We start from the raw sequence: 16,378 nt of genomic DNA on the forward strand, positions 1-16,378 counted from the left end.
TTGTCTTGCCCGCCTTATTTACTCAACAGACAATAAAGCGAGCGGTTCAGTAACAACTGTTTTCAACAGCAACCAACAGTATGCGAAGTCTGGATAACAACCCTCAACGGTGCACGGATTGGTGTCTCGCTGATTTATACTTTTCCTTCTAAGATTTCTTTACGAGGTTGAGCAATGACGACCTTGTCGACCAATACACCTTTGCCTCTAATTCTATCGGCTGCCGCTTCGACAGCAGCCTGTACCGCCGCTACATCACCGGTCAGAGTGACAAAGCCCTTGCCGCCAATAGCCATTGCCATATGGACTTCCAACAGCTCTATATTTGCTGCTTTCACAGCTGCATCCGCAGCTTCCACAATAGCGGCGACAGAAAAGGTCTCGACAATCCCCAATGCCGCGGTGTGTTCTACCACACGCGTGCCTGCAATGGCTGGAAACACGTCCTGGTGAACATTGGCGATGATTAAATCATCAACCACTTCTCCGCCACCAACCCGCAACCCGGTCTCAACCGCGGCGTTGATTGCAGCCACATCCCCGCTGACCATCACCATGAATTTGCCGGGGCAAATCGTCCGGTTAAACAGGATCTCAACATTTGCCGACTTGAGCATGGCATCAGCAACCAAGTAACCACGCGCTATCGAGTTCAGTTCAATACAGCCAATTGCATTTACCATTTACTATTCCAATCTATGTCTAATTGCACAAAGCCGCCGACTCGGCTGTTGCTTGATGCTGGATTACTACTGAATCACCCACAGCAGTGACAATACCCGAGATACTGGCATGGACAGCGGTACTCAATCCGCCTTCGGCGGGTTGACCAACAATCTGCCCTTTGGTAACCGTTTCTCCCTCTTTGACAATGGCTTGGGCTGGCAGGCCGATATGCTGGGCCAGCGGGATGGCCACCTTTTCGGGAGTGACGTCAAAGTCATGGAAAGTGGCTTTTTTGACCATGTATTCCGTGAGTTCAAGCCGGCGGGCTAGTCGCTTGGTCGGCACACCACGGTATTCGCGCAATGGGTGAACCTCTGTGGTTTGCGCCTGAAGTTCTGCTGGCGATTGCCACTGCTGTCGCTCGCGCAACGCCCTTTTCGTCGTCGCACAAACCCGGCTAGGATCAAGCCCCTCGGGACACGACCACATAGTACAGAGGTTACACTCACAACATGCCTGCGCAGCCAGTGCGTAGCTCAAGTTACTGCTACCGGAAACTTGCAGCGAGCGCATGGCAAGATGCGGCTTGATCGGATAGCCCAGTAAGTTACGGGGACACATCGACGTACACAGGCTGCACTGATCACAGGCGGCTTTGCCGATACGGCGCAGATCTGCCTCGCTGCGCAGCTTGATACGGGCTATGCGTGAGGTCCTCGGTAATACCAGCAAACCACTCGATACCTTGGTAATGGGCTTGTCGAGATCAGTAGTTACCGACCCCATCATTGGCCCGCCTTCAACGACAATACAGTCCTTCGCGGTCATGCCACCGGCAAACTCAATGGCCTCACGGTATGTCATACCTATAGGTAGCCATGCCGAATACGGTGCCACGACCTCACCGTGGACCGTGACCATGGTGTCTGTTACAGGTTGGCCATTAGCTGCCCGGAAAACATTAATGAAAGATTCGATGTTGTTGACCAGCACCCCGATATCTTTTGGCAACCCACCAGCCGGGATCCGCAGACCCGTCGCATGGAAAACCAGCTCCACTTCATCGCCAGCCGGATAAACATCATCCATCAGCAGCAGTTCGATATTTTCAGGCAGCAGAGCCTGTAGCACAGCAATGGTGTCGGTATTCTTTTTCTTAATACCGATGACCCCACGTGATGCCCCCACTTGCTTCATGGCCAACAACATACCGCCGCAAAGCTCATGGCTCCACTGCTGCATCAGGACTTGGTCCTTATAGAGCAGCGGTTCGCACTCGGCACCATTTGCCAGTACCAGATCAACCTGACAATCAAGCTTGACGTAAGTTGGGAAGCCAGCGCCACCGGCCCCGACTACCCCTGCTTGCTGAACCAGTTTCAATAACGGTTCCACATCCACCTCGCCTAGTTCGCTATTGGGTTACGGGCAACTTCAAGCACGGCTGCCTGAAATGCCTCGCACGCGGCACGACAAGCCGCTTGCGAGCCTGCCAAATGACCGCCACCAAAGTTAGTTTCTGACGGTGGAGCAAATAGATTAACCAAGCGAACATCCGCAGCTTTCAATGCGGCATCAAGGGCAAACATCGCCTCTAACGGCGGGGCAATCAGATAAGCCAAGGCCTCTCCTTGCTCCACCCCCGCTTCTGCTGACAAGTAGCTCCCCGTCGAAGAAACCAAGTGGGCGAAGAAGGCAATGTCGCCATTGTCGTCAGCACATTGGAATGCCGCTTCGTCTTCGATGAAAGCTTTGGCACGCTCAAGACCGGCAATGACGTCTGCCGGGCAAGCGCCGGCCAAAATCCCAATCACCTCACCTGACGTTGGGCCAGATGAGTGGGCCGCCCCGGCATAGAACGAGCGGGCATAGACGACATCTACATTTGCGGCCTTCGTCGCTTCATCCAGCGCACAATAGGTCACGTCATCGCAATCAGCCGTGATCATCCCGATGCTGTTATGGTGGGGTTCCAGCCCCATTTTTTCCTTATACACAGGATCGACCGATGCAATCACACGGGTTGCCAAAACAGCAGGTTGGATTTTGTCTAAAATTGCCATGCTTTGTTCCTTCTTAGCGCTTCAAGTTAATACCACTGGCTTTTTGCGCCAGCATGGTTTTCACCAAGTCGACAATGACCGCCGCCGCTTCAACCGGCGGTGTGCCACCCGCGTGTATGTTCGAAATCACGGTTCGGTCCGACTCAACGGTGTTTTCTGTTGGTTTATAGATGGCGTAGCAGCTCAATGATTCTGACTGTCCAAGCCCCGGACGCTCACCAATCAACAACAGGTTAACCTCGGCATCTAGCAGCATGCCGATCTCGTCTTGTGCCTTTACGCGGCCATAACGCAGGAAGAAAGGCGTACCGACATCCAGGCCTGCATTCTTTAATCCGTTAAGCAGTGGCGGCAGAATTTCATCATGGTTCACGGTTACCGCATCCAAGCTCAGGCCATCGGAAAGGACAACCTGTACCTGCGGCGATTTCTTGCAGTTGTCTCGAATCAGCATCTTGGCATCATCGTTGAGTTTGCGGCCTAGATCGGGGCGAGTCAGGTACTGGTCCTTATCTACCGCGCAAGACTGAACTTCCATCAGGTTGCGCTCTTGTAGCCATGAAGATTCAACGTTTTTGATCACCGTATCCTTGGAGCGAGAATGGTCAGCAAGGAAACGCAGCAGCGCTGTTGTTCTTGGCCGTGGGCCTGTGCGCCCCGTCCCTACCCTTGCATCGGTCTGAGACATCAAGTCATCAACCACTTTGCTATCGGCGGCATTGGTAATACCGTTCCACTTCTTGAAGCATTTATCACCAAGATCGGGCAATGACTCGTGGTTGGCACTCAGTTGTGAGATCTTCGCGTCAACCACCTTAGTCACCGCTGACGGCGTCACGTTTGTTTCACCTAACTGTGCAAGCACGGTGGCGACGATATCCTGAATCTTTTGTTCGTTCATTCCTAGCTACCCCTTATTTGAAGAAGATTGATGGGTCGCCCGCCTTGCGGGTTAAGCGGCCATTTTCCATAAGCCCCATGGTTTCCATCCAGGCTTCAAACTCCGGTGCCGGACGCAACTTCAGCAGCTGTCGCACAGTGGCGGTATCATGGAATGAAGTGGTTTGGTAATTCAGCATGATGTCGTCACCAAGCGGCATACCAATCACAAAGTTAACCCCGGCGGCGGCTAGCAAGGTGACGAGGTTTTCATTGGAATTCTGGTCGGTGTCGGCGTGGTTGGTGTAACAAGCATCACACCCCATAGGAATACCCGACAGCTTACCCATAAAATGATCTTCCAAACCGGCCCGAATAATCTGCTGGTGGTTGTAGAGATACTCAGGACCAATGAACCCGACCACGGTATTCACCAGGTGCGGATTGTAGCGCTGGGCTAGCGCATAACAACGCGCTTCCATCGTCATCTGGTCGGCGCCATGGTGAGCGTTGGCAGAAAGCTCTGACCCCTGGCCGGTCTCAAAATACATCATGTTCTCGCCGGCCAGGTTGCAATACTGCTTACCGATCTCATAGGCTTCATCGAGCATCTCGACGCTGACCCCAAACTCAGCCAGGCCTTTTTCCGACCCCGCGATACTTTGGAACAACAAGCCACCCGGCGCACCACGGCGTACGGCTTCCATTTGGGTACTGATGTGGGCGAGCACACATGGCTGGGTAGGAATATCCCACTTGGTGATCACGTCTTGGATGGCGTTGAGCATCTGCGTGGTGTTTTCGACGCTGTCAGTCACGGGGTTGATGCCGATCACCGCATCACCGCAGCCATAAGTTAAGCCTTCGTAGGTCTGCGCCAAGATAGAGTTGATATTGTCTCGGGTATCATTTGGCTGCAAACGGCAGCTAAAGTGCCCCGGCAAACCAACAGTGGCATTAGCCTTGGTAATGACTGGCATCTTGCTGGCACCGTACATCAGGTCACCGTTCGAGCACAGCTTGCCAACTGCCGACACCATTTCAGCCGTGAGGCCCTTGCGAAGGCGCTGCATATCTTCGTTGCTGATATCGTCACTCAACACATACTCGCGAAGCTCGCTCACCGACCAGTTCTGAATTTTCTCGAACATGGTACGGTTCAGGCTGTCTTGGTTGATGCGGGTGATCATGTCGCTCTCATAGCTGACCACCGGATTCTCGCGCAGATCTTTTAGCGTCATTTCCGACAATACATGCTTGGCAGCAACTCGCTCCTGCGCAGTGTGTGCCGCTACTCCCGCCAGAATATCGCCGGAGCGAAGGTCCGAAGCTTTAGCAAGTACATCTTTCACATCCCTGAATTGGTATGTTTGGCCAAACAGGTGGGTTTTTAACTTCATGTAACAACTCCTTTTAAGACGGGAAGGCGAGAGATTTCACAGTTAAGGGCACAATCTCCCCGCCGAAGTAACTGTTGCCGATATCGATATAGTCACCTTCATGGGTGATCACTTCGTCAATGACACTGACGGGCTGCGGTTGCAGTTTGGGCTGTAGCTCCATTCCTACGGCCTTACCGATATCGTTGTGGACAATGACCAACGCTGGATCTTGATGATTACCATGATGTTGGAAGAAACGGGCTAGCTCCTCTGCCACGTGCTGCACGGCTTGGTAGCGCACAGGCATACCACGATCGAGGGCTATCGCGTAGCGGTCGCAACCGAGGGCAAGATCCATCCTCTCGGCAGCAATGACAATCTCATCGCATATCGACGGCCGCGGCTGCATCCAATCCACGGCGGGATGAACAACCGGGATATTCTTGAGAGGCAGCTCGTCCGAGTTCAGCCAGATTGTCGAGCCCGATAAAGTCAACGAATAAGCGCCGGCACCAATCACCGTGGCTCGCAGTGTCTGATTGGGCCGGCGCACTGGATAATTCGCCAGCCGGCCATGACGAAGCAGCGAGAGTGCCAAACTTGGCCCGACGTCGCCAAAACCTGCCGCCAGTCCCTCGCTGTCTGACTGGTAGTAACACTCCCCGACACCGCCACTAAGAAATACGGCATCTAAATCCTGATGTTCTCTAAGCGCCGAGGTTTGCAGTAGCTGTACAGCCAAGGGGGAAAGCTGCCCTTCCATTACCTCAACAATCAAGTCGGCCATGCGTTCAACCATACGCTTGAGATGATCAGCGGTGATCTGGCGTGGATGCAACGCCTCACCAAAGAGATCCTGCATTACGGCAATGGCTGGCTTGTGGACATATACCACATCACCGTTGTCGTTTAACTCCACCAGACGACCGCCAATATTGAGGCAGGCGGTTTCGACCACTCGGCCACAATCGAACACGACATAATTGGAGGTACCGCCACCAATGTCGATATTCATCACTTTCAGGTGACCGTTCTGTGCCAGCTCCTGCGCGCCACTACCTCGCCCGGCAATAACAGATTCAAGATTCGGCCCTGCCGTCGCAACCACGAAGTCCCCCAGCCTTTGGGACAACGCCATAATGGCATCACGGGCGTTAATCGCCTTCGCCGTTTCACCGGTAATAATGATTGCCCCGGTCTCAACCTTCTCGGCCAAGCCGGCCAACTCGATTTGCTGTTCTATAAACTGTTGCAACCGAGCGGCATCAATGGTGCCTTCGCGGTTGATTGGCGTAAAAGACACCGGGCTCTGATAAACAATTTCACGTTCGATGAACTCATACACGGGCACTTGCGACGCCGGAGCTCGGTTAACCACCGTCAGGTTGGAAAAAATAACCTGCGTCGTCGTCGTGCCAATATCAATACCGACGCTATGAATGACTTTCCTGTCCATCAACAATACCCTTCCGGCAGAGTGCCAGCTAACATCTGCTGTAAAAGACTGGCTACTTGGCCCGGGCTAACATCGCGAGGATTTCCTTGCAGGCAGATATCCTTCATCGCCTGCTCAGCCAGCAAAGGAATATCTCGCTTGGCAATATCAACGTCGGCCAGCGAGGTCGGTAAGCCTAAATCCATGACCAATTGACGTACGGCATGCACGGCTGCCCGGCAACGCTCTCGCGATGTCATTGATTCTCGCCCCACACCTAGCGCGTTCGCCACTTCAGCCAGCTCGGCTTCGCAACTAAGCGCGTTGAATGCCATGACATAAGGCAGCAAGATAGCGTTGGCCACGCCGTGGGCCAGGTGATAACGAGCCCCAATCTGATGCGAGATAGCATGGGTTAGCCCTAACCCGGCATTGCTGAATGCCAGGCCAGCCTTGTACGCGGCTACCGCCATGTCGTAACGTTTATCAATGTCCTGGCCATAGCCAACGGCAATCGGCAGGGCTTTTCCAATCGCCTCAATCGCGTGGTAGGCATAGGCTTTCGATAACGGGTTAGAATGGCGCGAGATGTACGCTTCGATAGCATGGGTAAGAGCATCAATCCCCGTGGCGGCAGTGATCCCGGCGGGCACTCCAAGCATCAAGGCCGGATCGATAAGCGCCATATCAGGCACTAATGCCGGCCCCTTCACTGGCACTTTGATGCCCTGAGCCAAATCCTTGATCACTGTAATATCAGTAACCTCGGATCCGGTACCTGCGGTGGTAGGAATCGCTCCTAGCCCGACACGACGTGAGGCGATACCGCCGACTCGAAAATCAGTCAGTTTTCCGGCATAGTCCCCCAGCACAGCAATGGCTTTCGCGGCATCCAGCGCCGAGCCACCGCCCACTCCGAGGACAAAGTCGGCACCGCAGCGACTAAGCGTTTCGCTACCAGCCTTAATACAATCTGAGTCCGGCTCGCCGGCAATATCGGTAAATAGCGTAAGCTCAAGCCCTGACAACGCTATTGCCGCTTCACAACTCGCGGTTAGGCCAAGTTGGTGAACCTGCTTGTCGGCAACCAAAAGCACCTTGGTCGCGCCCAACTCCTTCAACACCTCCCCCAATTGGTTGACGCAATGGCCACCTGTTACGGTGACGGCCGGAGAGCGAAAAGTGAAACCGCGGTGCGGCCTGAATTGAGTTAGCGTTTGCTGGACTATCGAAGCAATATCAGCTTGTGACACATTCATCGCTTACTCCTTGCCTGCCAACCTCAAGCCATAGCTCGCGATTGCCAAGGGTGTTAGATAGAGGGCTCGTGAAAACTCAACCACATTGGTAGCAGGAAATGACTTGCGGAAAATATCACTGAATCCCGCAATCAGGGTGCCGCCGCCCGTGAGGTACATAGCTGCAGGTTGGTGCCCCGCTATATGGCCAGCAACAATATCGGCCATTTTTTCAATCACCGGCTTGGCCATCGCAGCAATCATGGGATCTTCATGGCTGCGCCGCTTTTGTTGCTCGGCCTCATCCATATCCACCCTAAGCCCGCCAGCAATGGTCAAGCTGACATGGCGGCCGCCCGATGGCTCGTCCAAAGATGTCACTAATTCACCGCCGGCAATAATGGCAGTCCCGGTGGTCCCGCCCCCCACATCAATCACCGCACCTTGTTGAATCTGTAGTAACTCGGCAACACTGCTTGGCTCGTCAATCACATGGCTAACCAACACCCCTGCTGATTCCACCACATTGATGGAAATACGCGGATCGGTTCCCGGCGGATAGGAAGTAATGGCATGCTCGACGCTCACACCGAGCTTTTGTTCCACTTTACGCAACTGCTCACGCGCTATGCGGCAAGCACCGACATAATCGACCACGACCCCATCGCGCACGACATCCGCCCAATCAAGGAAGGCCGCAATGGGTACCCCGCAGCCATCCACCACAACGGTTTGGATATCGGCGGTCCCCAAATCAATCCCGACATACCATTGCTCTGGTGCCGCAATCGGTGACTCATCGTTCACCAATTCATCGATAAGCAAAAGGTGCTGGTTAACTTGTTCGAGCAAACTAGTCATAGCTACACAATCCTGAAGGCATCGACAGCCGTGCACCGGCGCTTACGGGTGAAGGTCAGCGCATTGGTCACCCCTTCACCGGTTGGTGTCGAAATGGTCATGGTTGTCCATCCCTCGCCACCCGCACCAATGGCAGCGATTGCAGGCCCGTTCTTGGCGAGCAAACTGCAGTCCATTTCAAATGCCATACGGGTCAGGACGTCGATGTTCTTCGAATGGATGGCAGCCGTATGACGATTGCCGTTTTCCAGCTCCACCGCCCAGTCAATCGCTTGATCAACATGCTTCGCCCTGATCAGCGGAAGGATCGGCATCATTTGCTCGGTAGTGGCAAAGACATGATCTTTCGGTGCGTCAAAAACCAAGAGCCGGGTCTCGCTGGGAACCTTGATATCTGCAGCAGCGGCAATTTTTGCCGCATCACGTCCGACCCATTTTGGATCTGCCGACGGGTTATCACCCGGATAGCCTCTAAGCACCACTCTTGCAACTGACTCAGCCTGAGCTGGCGTTAACTCATAGGCACCGTGTTGGCACATACAGGCTTTCAGCTCATCAGCTATCGACTCGACTGCAATGATTTCTTTCTCCGTGGCGCAGACGATATTGTTGTCAAATGATGCCCCCTGCACGATAGAGATAGCCGCACGTTGCAGGTCGGCCGTTTCATCTACCACGACAGGCGGGTTCCCCGGCCCAGCGGCAATCAAGCGCTTGTCCGTCACTTTACGCGCGGCTTCCACCACGGCGTCACCGCCTGTCACCACCAACAGGCCAATCCCCGGGTAACAGAACAAAGCTTGCGCATTTTCCAACGATGGCGTTGCAACTGTGGTGCAGATATTTGCTGGGCCACCAACACTTTCGCTGGCCTTATTGACTAGCTGAATAGCATATTGGGAAACTTTCTTGGCAGCTGGGTGCGGGGCAAATACCACGGCATTCCCTGCAGCAATCATGCTGATCGCATTGTTGATGACGGTGCAGGAAGGGTTAGTGCTCGGTGTCACCGATGCAATGACGCCCCACGGCGCATTTTCCATCAGGCTCATACCCGCATCACCAGATACCGCCTGCGGGGCCAGAATTTCTGTGCCCGGGGTACGCTGGGCAACCAGCAGGTGCTTGGCAATTTTATCTGAGACACGACCAAAGCCCGTTTCCTCTACCGCCAAGGTCGAAAGTTCTTCGGCGTGCTTTTTGGCCATACGGCGTATAGCAAGGATTATCTCGTCACGTAAGGCCAATGAATGAATTTGCTTCTGGGCTTGCTTTGCCGCAGCAACCGCGCCATCCAGCGTCGGATAAATCCCGTAGTCACCAGCTTCGCAGCCAGAAGGCGTGCCGGCATCGACTATGTCTAGTTGCATGACAACACGTCTGACAATTTCTTCTATTTGCTGCTGATCCATAATGAATCTACTCCATGCAACATGTTAAATTTTCCGATAAAGCTGTTCGCGTGACGCAGTGACTTCATCAATGATCCCCACTACGCAGAGATCCACTGGCGATCCAGTTTGCAAATCACCGTAAGCAGCCCGGGCAGAACTGCCCGAGACCACCATCACCCACTCGTCTTCGCCCGCTCCAAGCTGATCCATCGCAATATGGATGTCACCCATGCCGTTACCCTGCTTATCGACAAATTCCACCAGGCAGAGCTTATCCATCCGCATGTGTTGACTGCGTACAGTGGCAATCACATGGCCTATCACTCTCGCGACGCGCATACGAACTCCTCTAATGTGTCTCCCCCCCATTGCGAGGGAGAATGATTACTTCACTTTGATCGGAAATACTTTTTCTAGATCTTGATGAGGGCGAGGGATCACGTGAACCGCCACCAACTCACCCAGACGCTGCGCCACCACAGAGCCAGCATCTGTTGCCGCCTTGCACGATGCCACGTCACCACGGATCAGTGCGGTAACATACCCAGAGCCGATTTGCTGATAGCCAACTAGCTCGACTCGTGCAGCCTTGACCATCGCATCCGATGCTTCTATCAGTGCGGTCAACCCTTTGGTTTCAAGAATTCCTAATGCGTCCATTTACTGCTCCTTGGATTATTTGCTTTCAGTACGTGATTTCGATGCTGGTGCCGGCTTTTCTTCTACTTCGGTCGTGATCGGAAAGATCGCCTCCAGATCACCATGTGGGCGAGGGATCACATGCACTGCAACCACCTCACCTAGACGCTGCGCTGCTGCCGCGCCGGCATCGGTTGCCGCTTTGCACGCAGCCACATCACCTCGCACCATCGCAGAAACAATGCCCGAGCCAATTTGCTTGTAGCCTACCAACTGCACGCGAGCAGCTTTGACCATCGCATCAGACGCTTCGATCAATGCCGTCAGTCCCTTGGTTTCAATAATGCCTAACGCTTCCATTAGCTATTCCTCAACATTTGTTTGTTTAAAGTTATCGACACAGACATGAGGCCAACACCGATATATCAACGATATCGTTCGCACTGCAGCCGCGAGATAAGTCATGTACCGGAGAGGCCAAGCCTTGCAGCATCGGCCCCAACGCAATATATCCGCCTAGCCGCTGGGCCACCTTGTAGGCAATGTTGCCAGCGTTAAGCGAAGGAAAAATAAATACATTTGCCTGCCCTTCAAGGGGGCTATCTGGCATTTTCTGCGCAGCGACCGCTGGCACTATTGCCGCATCAAACTGCACCTCGCCATCGATGATGAGATCCGGGCATCGCTGGCGAACCATTTCTGTTGCTTCGGTCACCTTGCTCACCGTTGGATGTTCGGCACTTCCCTTGGTCGAAAATGACAACATCGCTACTCGTGGGATTTGCCCCGTGAGATGGGCAAAGTTCGCCGCAGTATCGATCGCAATATCAGCCAATTGCTCTGCAGTCGGTAGGGGGATCACACCAGCATCGGAAAATGCATGTACCGCTTCACCATCTGGTGACAACATCAAGAAGAAGCTTGATACCGTTTTGGAGCCAGGGGCGATGCCTACCCCGCGTATCGCCGCTCGTATTACATCCCCCGTCGTCGATAGATTGCCGCCGATACACACATCGGCATAGCCATGGGCCACCATCATCATGGCGAAATCCAATGGTTGTTTGAGTCTGGCTGCTGCTTCTTCAGTGGTTATGGGTTTCCGCTGCCGTGACACATAACTAGCGACCATTTCATCGAAACACCCCGCTGACTCCGGCGAGAGTAGGGTCAGGCAAGGGACGGCGATGCCGCTGCGATGGGCCAAATCGCGTAGCTTGAACGGATTGCCCAGCAAAATTGGCTCAGCCAGTCCCGCCAGTTTCATCTCATTGGCTGCATGTAATAAGCGAACATCCTCAGCATCGGGAAAGACAATACGTTTCGGGGCCTGGCGACAAGCTTCTCGGCAAGTTTCAAGCAACTTCATGGCCGAGCTCCTTGAGAATATCCCGACGGCCTTTTTCACACTGAAGCACCAAAATCATCACCACATACACCGCACTTGAAAGTCGATTCAATCCCGCTACGATATCGTTGCGGCTCAGCTGCATGCAGTCGTCGAGATACACCTGGCTGGCCATTAGCTCCAGTTCACGAACTAGAGCGCGCAAGTAATTCAATTGTGCAACCTGTTGGCCGTAGCTCACTTCAGGTAATAAGTGATCATGTCCGAGATAGGCCAACGGCTTATGCGACCAGCGATGCACTTCATCAGCCTGAAAATCCCCCAAACTTGGCAACGGTAGCGGTTGTTCGGTTACTTCAGCTTGCAGTAACTGCCCCAAGTAAGAACGAATATCCGCCATGAAACCTCTAAGGATCTCCGGTTGGTTTTCCATCGCGCACTGAGCCATGACGCAAAAGCAAATACAGCTATCAAGCTTGCCCCGCAGGGCAATTCTTGGATGGGTTTTCGGTACCAAGACCTGATCATTCAGGTGTGTCATCAATGCAGGCTTATCGGCAATATCTGAACCGCACATCACACACGCATTTTTTGGCCGTGCGTTATTGGTTTTTAGTGGGTGTACCTGCTTGGTTGACGCTTTCGCCTCATCTTGCTCACCGATAAAAACCCGCCCGCTCTCATCACGCCATTTCACTGTTATTTGTCGCTCGGTGATCATCTGCTGAGCCGATGGCGTGAAACGGGTACCTGCAGGCAGGTAGATCTCACCGCCAGCACGCAGTCCCACATGCTGGCGAAGGTAATCCTCTGTTATAAATGCAGGCGTGGTTTGACTATCCATGGTTATGCCCACTCAGCGGGGTAAGTAATGTAGACATAACGTACGTGGGTCGGCGTACCGAATTCCACCGTGCTTCCCTTAGGAATAAAAATGACATCGCCAGGCTGGCCAATGGTGGTACCTGAGGCTGTTTTAACGTGGAATTCGCCTTCCAATACCACATTGACTTCGTCGTAACACAAGGTCCATGGGAAGAAGGCGTTCTCCCATCCCATATAGCCCACCCCCATATTGCTGTTGTCCTGAGCTCCGATAACATCAGTAAGCCCGATATTCTTGCCAGGCGCCCCATCGAATTCGCCAAGCTGAACCGCACTCCCTCTGACCAGCACAATGCCATCATCATTGATTTGGCGGGCTGATGGCGGCGCTTGCACCCCAAAGTCTTGTAATGCTTTACTGATCAACTCTTTGATTAGTGCACTTTGATCACTGTCGACACCAGATAGCTTCGACTCAATCTCCGACTGGATCTTGGCAGCCAGTTGTTGCGGGCATTCCGCCTCAACGTTCTGTAAGGCCTGCCCGGTATCGGTGCCTGCTTGCACTTCCGGTTGGGAGGTGACTGATTGTTGGCTTGGCTCGGTATCCAGCAACTCGATGCCCTCGACATTGGCGACATCACGAGCTTCTGGTGTGATAATGTACTGTGCTACCGGTACGATCAGATAACTCTTCTTATCCGCTTTCGCTTTACGTATATCTGCAGCAGAAATTAACTGTTTCATTACCGCTTCCCTTGCAAATTAAATGGACTCATACAGCACTTACAGGCTGAAGAGAAAGTAAATGCTCATGAAGATGCTCAATTGAAGACAGATCGTAGATTGAGGTTCGAAAATAAGGCCCCGTAATCCCCTCCCCCCTCAGCAAGCGTTCTGCCCTGTCACAATCGGCACCTTCAACATCAGACTTACTGACCACCGCTACAATATTCTTGTTCGGGTATACCCGTAACAAACCGCTCGGCGCGCTGACACGTTTAGCATCCGCCGGCTGAAGGACTACGATGGTTTTTACCGTCGAGATAGTTGAAAGCAATGCACCATTCCACGATCGGTTATCGACAAACTCTCCCGGTGTATCGATAACGCTGCCTTGGTAAAAAATAGCGGCCTGCGTTTTCCCGGTATTTGTATCTGTATTTAATAGCTTATTGATCAGTGCCGACTTACCTGCATCCACCTCACCAATAAAGGCGATATCTGATATTTGTTGGTTATTCATATCATGTCCGCGTTATTTCACAGGTGTTATAAGATAAGGTGGTGTTTAGTACAGAAATAACGGTCTTAAGCGCTTCATCGACCGATGCAACACTACCAGTGATAACCAAAGCACCTGAGAAACGATCTAAAAAGCCAATATTTACATTTGCAGATTTCGTTGCAATATCACCGGCAATAATTGAAGTTTCGCCTGGCGTAAGGGTCAAAATCCCAATCGCACCTTTACTCTCCACCCCAACTCGCTCGCACAATTCCTCAGTAGGATTCGCTACAAGGTGAGCGAGTGTCACCTGCTTGCCCGGAACAAACTCCTGAATAATCCGCTCTTTACCAGAAGATAGATCTAACATTAGTGGATACTTAGTATAAAAACACTAATCCAATCTACACCTACGCATGGAGTTTTTATGAAACATCTGTCACATATCTTTTTTTTGCTTTTATTAATTATTAAAGTAGTAAATAAAACATGATCGCAATCACCAAATATAATGACTTTATATTTAATGAAGCCGTAAAAAAACAATAAGAATAAATATCGACAACAAAATACCAACACCATTATCAACCATAAATTAACAGACGATAATGTTTCAATTAAAATATAAGTATCAAAATGATAATTTTTGATGACTTTATTTTTTCGAAAAAAAATAATTAAAAATTATTTGTATTATTTGTCCCAACGCAATAAAAAAAGCCGATGCATAAACATCGGCTTTTAAGCAATGACTTATTTATCGATTCTACAGCTCCATGGGCTGGTTCGCTTTAAGCAACTTCATACCTTGGATATGCTGGATAAACCACTTCACAATCGCCAGTGCAGCAATGATCAGGCCAACTACAGGGATAACCTGCAGCACCTTGTGCAAGAATGGGCTGTATACCCAATACTCAGCCCCGGCAACAATACCTGTTGTTGTCGCGGCGGTAACACCTAGCACAACAAAAAAAGTGAAGAAGTAAAAAAAGGTTCGGATGATGGTGTAATAATGGGTATAGCTCAGCTCATCAGTCCCCTTGTTCAGCTTGTAGGCCGAGTAGATCACGGCAACAATGCCAGAAACCATCAGCGTCAGAGGAGTAAGGAAGCTTGCAATGTAGGCAAATCGCACTTCGCGGCGCGGATCAGTAGACATGACTTTATCCATTGATAATTATCTTTAGCCTAATTATCACATGTATTTTTGCGCTATCAAGTTTCAATAATGCAGACGCTGATCACGATCAAGCCTATCCGCGATAGTCTGTTATAGTTACCAAAAATGACAGCCTAGATGAGCAACCTAGGCTGTTGGAGTCTAAGACATTTTCAAAAAATTATAGCTCTTCGGTCGACTGGGTGACTTCACTGCCGTCTTTGATCCGGCGGTGGCCTTCCTGAAGGTGAACAAAATCGACCAAATCATCCCCCCCCACCTGGAAAGCTTGACCAAAGCCTTTCACAAACAGACCCTGAGTCGGTTCGAAACGGAACATCTTGAAATCTTCCAAGCCGCTAAGACCATCAATGATCTCACCAAAGCGCGACTTCAACTCCTCTACCGCCGCCAGCCACTTCTCGGTTTCACGCTCTACCACAACCACGTTGGCTTCGAACGTGAGACGCTTACGTGCGTATATGGTTTTAGACGATACCTCATCTTCAATCATCATCAAAGAAACCTGCGGATTTACCAACAAATTACGAGCATGTTTGGCAATCTGGCTGATCAATACGTAGTAACCATCATCCAAGAGCGCAAATGGTGCATAGCTGACATTGGGCTTACCGTCAGCATCAACCGTCGCCAACTGAATGGTCTGGCAAGACTGACGGAATTCTCTGATTTCTGGACCCAAGCGGTTTTGAAGGCGCTCTTGCTTTACAGCATTCATTTTGACTTTCTCCGGAGTATTATTATTTATTTAAATTTTGTTTTAAGTTCTTGGAATTTCTCGATCTGATCAGAGAATAGCTGACGTTTCTTGTCACGACCAAGGTATACCTTGAAGACACATTCGCCACCTTTGGCGAAGAAGCCGATGAAGTAACTTTCCTGCCCCATAAAGGGCTTGCTGACCAAAGCAATGTCCGTCACAAGGTCTAGACGTAGGTGGCCATGCAGTTCGCCTTCTTTACCCATTAGATTGTAGTAACCGCGAGCCTCTTTACCTTTAGGAAAAGGCGCTTTTACTTCAAAAATTGACGCCATGGAGTGAACGATTGTTGTAACCGGTCCCCAAGTCGGTAGGTCTTCCAGAATCGCTTTTGCATGCTCACCCGGTAGTGCTACTACCAGCTCTTCAGGAAAAGCCATCACGACTTCCCCTTCGGTAACTCCCAACGTTTCTGCAATTGCCATGGCGTGGAGTTTAGGCTCAGCGGCGAGTTGTTCTGCAACTTGTGCTTTTAGC

The 16,378-nt window shown here is 51.7% G+C and carries 20 protein-coding genes; all 20 read right to left on the bottom strand.

Going from position 1 to position 16,378, the window contains the following annotated elements; all coding sequences use genetic code 11:
- Nucleotides 1–134 precede the first annotated feature (134 nt).
- A complete protein-coding gene (locus PTW35_RS10475) occupies nt 135–683 on the bottom strand; it encodes a BMC domain-containing protein (RefSeq protein ID WP_281024935.1) in 549 nt (182 codons plus the stop codon).
- 19 nt (nt 684–702) lie between these two features.
- Nucleotides 703–2,061, bottom strand: a complete 1,359-nt coding sequence (locus PTW35_RS10480) for a 4Fe-4S dicluster domain-containing protein (RefSeq protein WP_281024936.1) — start codon at nt 2,059–2,061, stop codon at nt 703–705.
- A gap of 11 nt (nt 2,062–2,072) precedes the next feature.
- Entirely contained in the window at nt 2,073–2,729 is a 657-nt protein-coding gene (gene eutL / locus PTW35_RS10485) for an ethanolamine utilization microcompartment protein EutL (protein WP_281024937.1), read from the bottom strand.
- A gap of 13 nt (nt 2,730–2,742) precedes the next feature.
- On the bottom strand, nt 2,743–3,630 hold the full coding sequence (gene eutC, locus PTW35_RS10490; protein WP_281024938.1) for an ethanolamine ammonia-lyase subunit EutC: 888 nt from the start codon (nt 3,628–3,630) through the stop codon (nt 2,743–2,745).
- A gap of 13 nt (nt 3,631–3,643) precedes the next feature.
- Nucleotides 3,644–5,008, bottom strand: coding sequence for an ethanolamine ammonia-lyase subunit EutB (locus PTW35_RS10495; protein ID WP_281024939.1), 1,365 nt, complete (start codon nt 5,006–5,008; stop codon nt 3,644–3,646).
- A gap of 13 nt (nt 5,009–5,021) precedes the next feature.
- Nucleotides 5,022–6,446: an ethanolamine ammonia-lyase reactivating factor EutA gene (locus PTW35_RS10500; protein ID WP_281024940.1), complete on the bottom strand. Its 1,425-nt coding sequence runs from the start codon at nt 6,444–6,446 to the stop codon at nt 5,022–5,024.
- Complete coding sequence (locus PTW35_RS10505; RefSeq protein ID WP_281024941.1) at nt 6,446–7,684, bottom strand: iron-containing alcohol dehydrogenase; 1,239 nt, start codon at nt 7,682–7,684, stop codon at nt 6,446–6,448. The genes PTW35_RS10500 and PTW35_RS10505 overlap by 1 nt, the downstream gene beginning before the upstream one ends.
- A 3-nt stretch (nt 7,685–7,687) precedes the next feature.
- Complete coding sequence (eutJ, locus tag PTW35_RS10510; RefSeq protein ID WP_281024942.1) at nt 7,688–8,524, bottom strand: ethanolamine utilization protein EutJ; 837 nt, start codon at nt 8,522–8,524, stop codon at nt 7,688–7,690.
- 2 nt (nt 8,525–8,526) lie between these two features.
- A complete protein-coding gene (locus tag PTW35_RS10515; RefSeq protein WP_281024943.1) occupies nt 8,527–9,936 on the bottom strand; it encodes an aldehyde dehydrogenase family protein in 1,410 nt (469 codons plus the stop codon).
- A 24-nt stretch (nt 9,937–9,960) separates the two neighbouring features.
- Nucleotides 9,961–10,257 (bottom strand): EutN/CcmL family microcompartment protein, encoded by a 297-nt coding sequence (locus PTW35_RS10520; RefSeq protein WP_281024944.1) that lies wholly within the window; start codon nt 10,255–10,257, stop codon nt 9,961–9,963.
- 45 nt (nt 10,258–10,302) lie between these two features.
- A complete protein-coding gene (eutM, locus tag PTW35_RS10525; protein ID WP_039461512.1) occupies nt 10,303–10,578 on the bottom strand; it encodes an ethanolamine utilization microcompartment protein EutM in 276 nt (91 codons plus the stop codon).
- 15 nt (nt 10,579–10,593) lie between these two features.
- On the bottom strand, nt 10,594–10,917 hold the full coding sequence (gene eutM / locus PTW35_RS10530; protein WP_281024945.1) for an ethanolamine utilization microcompartment protein EutM: 324 nt from the start codon (nt 10,915–10,917) through the stop codon (nt 10,594–10,596).
- A 31-nt stretch (nt 10,918–10,948) separates the two neighbouring features.
- The gene (gene pta / locus PTW35_RS10535) at nt 10,949–11,926 is read right to left on the bottom strand and encodes a phosphate acetyltransferase (RefSeq protein WP_281024946.1); all 978 of its coding nucleotides are present in this window, start codon (nt 11,924–11,926) and stop codon (nt 10,949–10,951) included.
- Nucleotides 11,913–12,749, bottom strand: coding sequence for an ethanolamine utilization cob(I)yrinic acid a,c-diamide adenosyltransferase EutT (gene eutT / locus PTW35_RS10540; protein ID WP_281024947.1), 837 nt, complete (start codon nt 12,747–12,749; stop codon nt 11,913–11,915). The genes pta and eutT overlap by 14 nt, the downstream gene beginning before the upstream one ends.
- A gap of 2 nt (nt 12,750–12,751) precedes the next feature.
- Complete coding sequence (gene eutQ, locus PTW35_RS10545) at nt 12,752–13,477, bottom strand: ethanolamine utilization acetate kinase EutQ (protein ID WP_281024948.1); 726 nt, start codon at nt 13,475–13,477, stop codon at nt 12,752–12,754.
- Nucleotides 13,478–13,505: 28 nt separating this feature from the next.
- On the bottom strand, nt 13,506–13,976 hold the full coding sequence (locus PTW35_RS10550; protein WP_281024949.1) for a EutP/PduV family microcompartment system protein: 471 nt from the start codon (nt 13,974–13,976) through the stop codon (nt 13,506–13,508).
- Between the two features lies 1 nt (nt 13,977).
- A complete protein-coding gene (gene eutS, locus PTW35_RS10555; protein WP_039461521.1) occupies nt 13,978–14,328 on the bottom strand; it encodes an ethanolamine utilization microcompartment protein EutS in 351 nt (116 codons plus the stop codon).
- Nucleotides 14,329–14,724: 396 nt separating this feature from the next.
- A complete protein-coding gene (locus PTW35_RS10560) occupies nt 14,725–15,120 on the bottom strand; it encodes a hypothetical protein (RefSeq protein WP_281024950.1) in 396 nt (131 codons plus the stop codon).
- 181 nt (nt 15,121–15,301) lie between these two features.
- On the bottom strand, nt 15,302–15,859 hold the full coding sequence (gene hutZ / locus PTW35_RS10565; protein WP_281024951.1) for a heme utilization protein HutZ: 558 nt from the start codon (nt 15,857–15,859) through the stop codon (nt 15,302–15,304).
- 26 nt (nt 15,860–15,885) lie between these two features.
- The gene (gene hutX, locus PTW35_RS10570) at nt 15,886–16,326 is read right to left on the bottom strand and encodes a heme utilization cystosolic carrier protein HutX (RefSeq protein WP_281027484.1); all 441 of its coding nucleotides are present in this window, start codon (nt 16,324–16,326) and stop codon (nt 15,886–15,888) included.
- Nucleotides 16,327–16,378: the final 52 nt, after the last annotated feature.

Origin of the sequence: Photobacterium sp. DA100 (assembly GCF_029223585.1) — a bacterium.
In the GTDB taxonomy this organism is placed as follows: Bacteria; Pseudomonadota; Gammaproteobacteria; order Enterobacterales; family Vibrionaceae; genus Photobacterium.

Bases quoted from the DNA above. Each gene is read 5' to 3' on its own strand.
- PTW35_RS10515 (WP_281024943.1), bottom strand. From the start codon at position 9,936: ATGGATCAGCAGCAAATAGAAGAAATTGTCAGACGTGTTGTCATGCAA.
- PTW35_RS10505 (WP_281024941.1), bottom strand. From the start codon at position 7,684: ATGAATGTGTCACAAGCTGATATTGCTTCGATAGTCCAGCAAACGCTA.
- PTW35_RS10560 (WP_281024950.1), bottom strand. From the start codon at position 15,120: ATGTCTACTGATCCGCGCCGCGAAGTGCGATTTGCCTACATTGCAAGC.
- eutC (WP_281024938.1), bottom strand. From the start codon at position 3,630: ATGAACGAACAAAAGATTCAGGATATCGTCGCCACCGTGCTTGCACAG.
- PTW35_RS10500 (WP_281024940.1), bottom strand. From the start codon at position 6,446: ATGGACAGGAAAGTCATTCATAGCGTCGGTATTGATATTGGCACGACG.
- eutL (WP_281024937.1), bottom strand. From the start codon at position 2,729: ATGGCAATTTTAGACAAAATCCAACCTGCTGTTTTGGCAACCCGTGTG.
- eutM (WP_281024945.1), bottom strand. From the start codon at position 10,917: ATGGAAGCGTTAGGCATTATTGAAACCAAGGGACTGACGGCATTGATC.
- eutM (WP_039461512.1), bottom strand. From the start codon at position 10,578: ATGGACGCATTAGGAATTCTTGAAACCAAAGGGTTGACCGCACTGATA.
- pta (WP_281024946.1), bottom strand. From the start codon at position 11,926: ATGAAGTTGCTTGAAACTTGCCGAGAAGCTTGTCGCCAGGCCCCGAAA.
- eutT (WP_281024947.1), bottom strand. From the start codon at position 12,749: ATGGATAGTCAAACCACGCCTGCATTTATAACAGAGGATTACCTTCGC.
- eutJ (WP_281024942.1), bottom strand. From the start codon at position 8,524: ATGACTAGTTTGCTCGAACAAGTTAACCAGCACCTTTTGCTTATCGAT.
- eutQ (WP_281024948.1), bottom strand. From the start codon at position 13,477: ATGAAACAGTTAATTTCTGCTGCAGATATACGTAAAGCGAAAGCGGAT.
- hutX (WP_281027484.1), bottom strand. From the start codon at position 16,326: ATGGCAATTGCAGAAACGTTGGGAGTTACCGAAGGGGAAGTCGTGATG.
- PTW35_RS10550 (WP_281024949.1), bottom strand. From the start codon at position 13,976: ATGAATAACCAACAAATATCAGATATCGCCTTTATTGGTGAGGTGGAT.
- PTW35_RS10520 (WP_281024944.1), bottom strand. From the start codon at position 10,257: ATGCGCGTCGCGAGAGTGATAGGCCATGTGATTGCCACTGTACGCAGT.
- PTW35_RS10495 (WP_281024939.1), bottom strand. From the start codon at position 5,008: ATGAAGTTAAAAACCCACCTGTTTGGCCAAACATACCAATTCAGGGAT.
- PTW35_RS10475 (WP_281024935.1), bottom strand. From the start codon at position 683: ATGGTAAATGCAATTGGCTGTATTGAACTGAACTCGATAGCGCGTGGT.
- eutS (WP_039461521.1), bottom strand. From the start codon at position 14,328: ATGTTAGATCTATCTTCTGGTAAAGAGCGGATTATTCAGGAGTTTGTT.
- hutZ (WP_281024951.1), bottom strand. From the start codon at position 15,859: ATGAATGCTGTAAAGCAAGAGCGCCTTCAAAACCGCTTGGGTCCAGAA.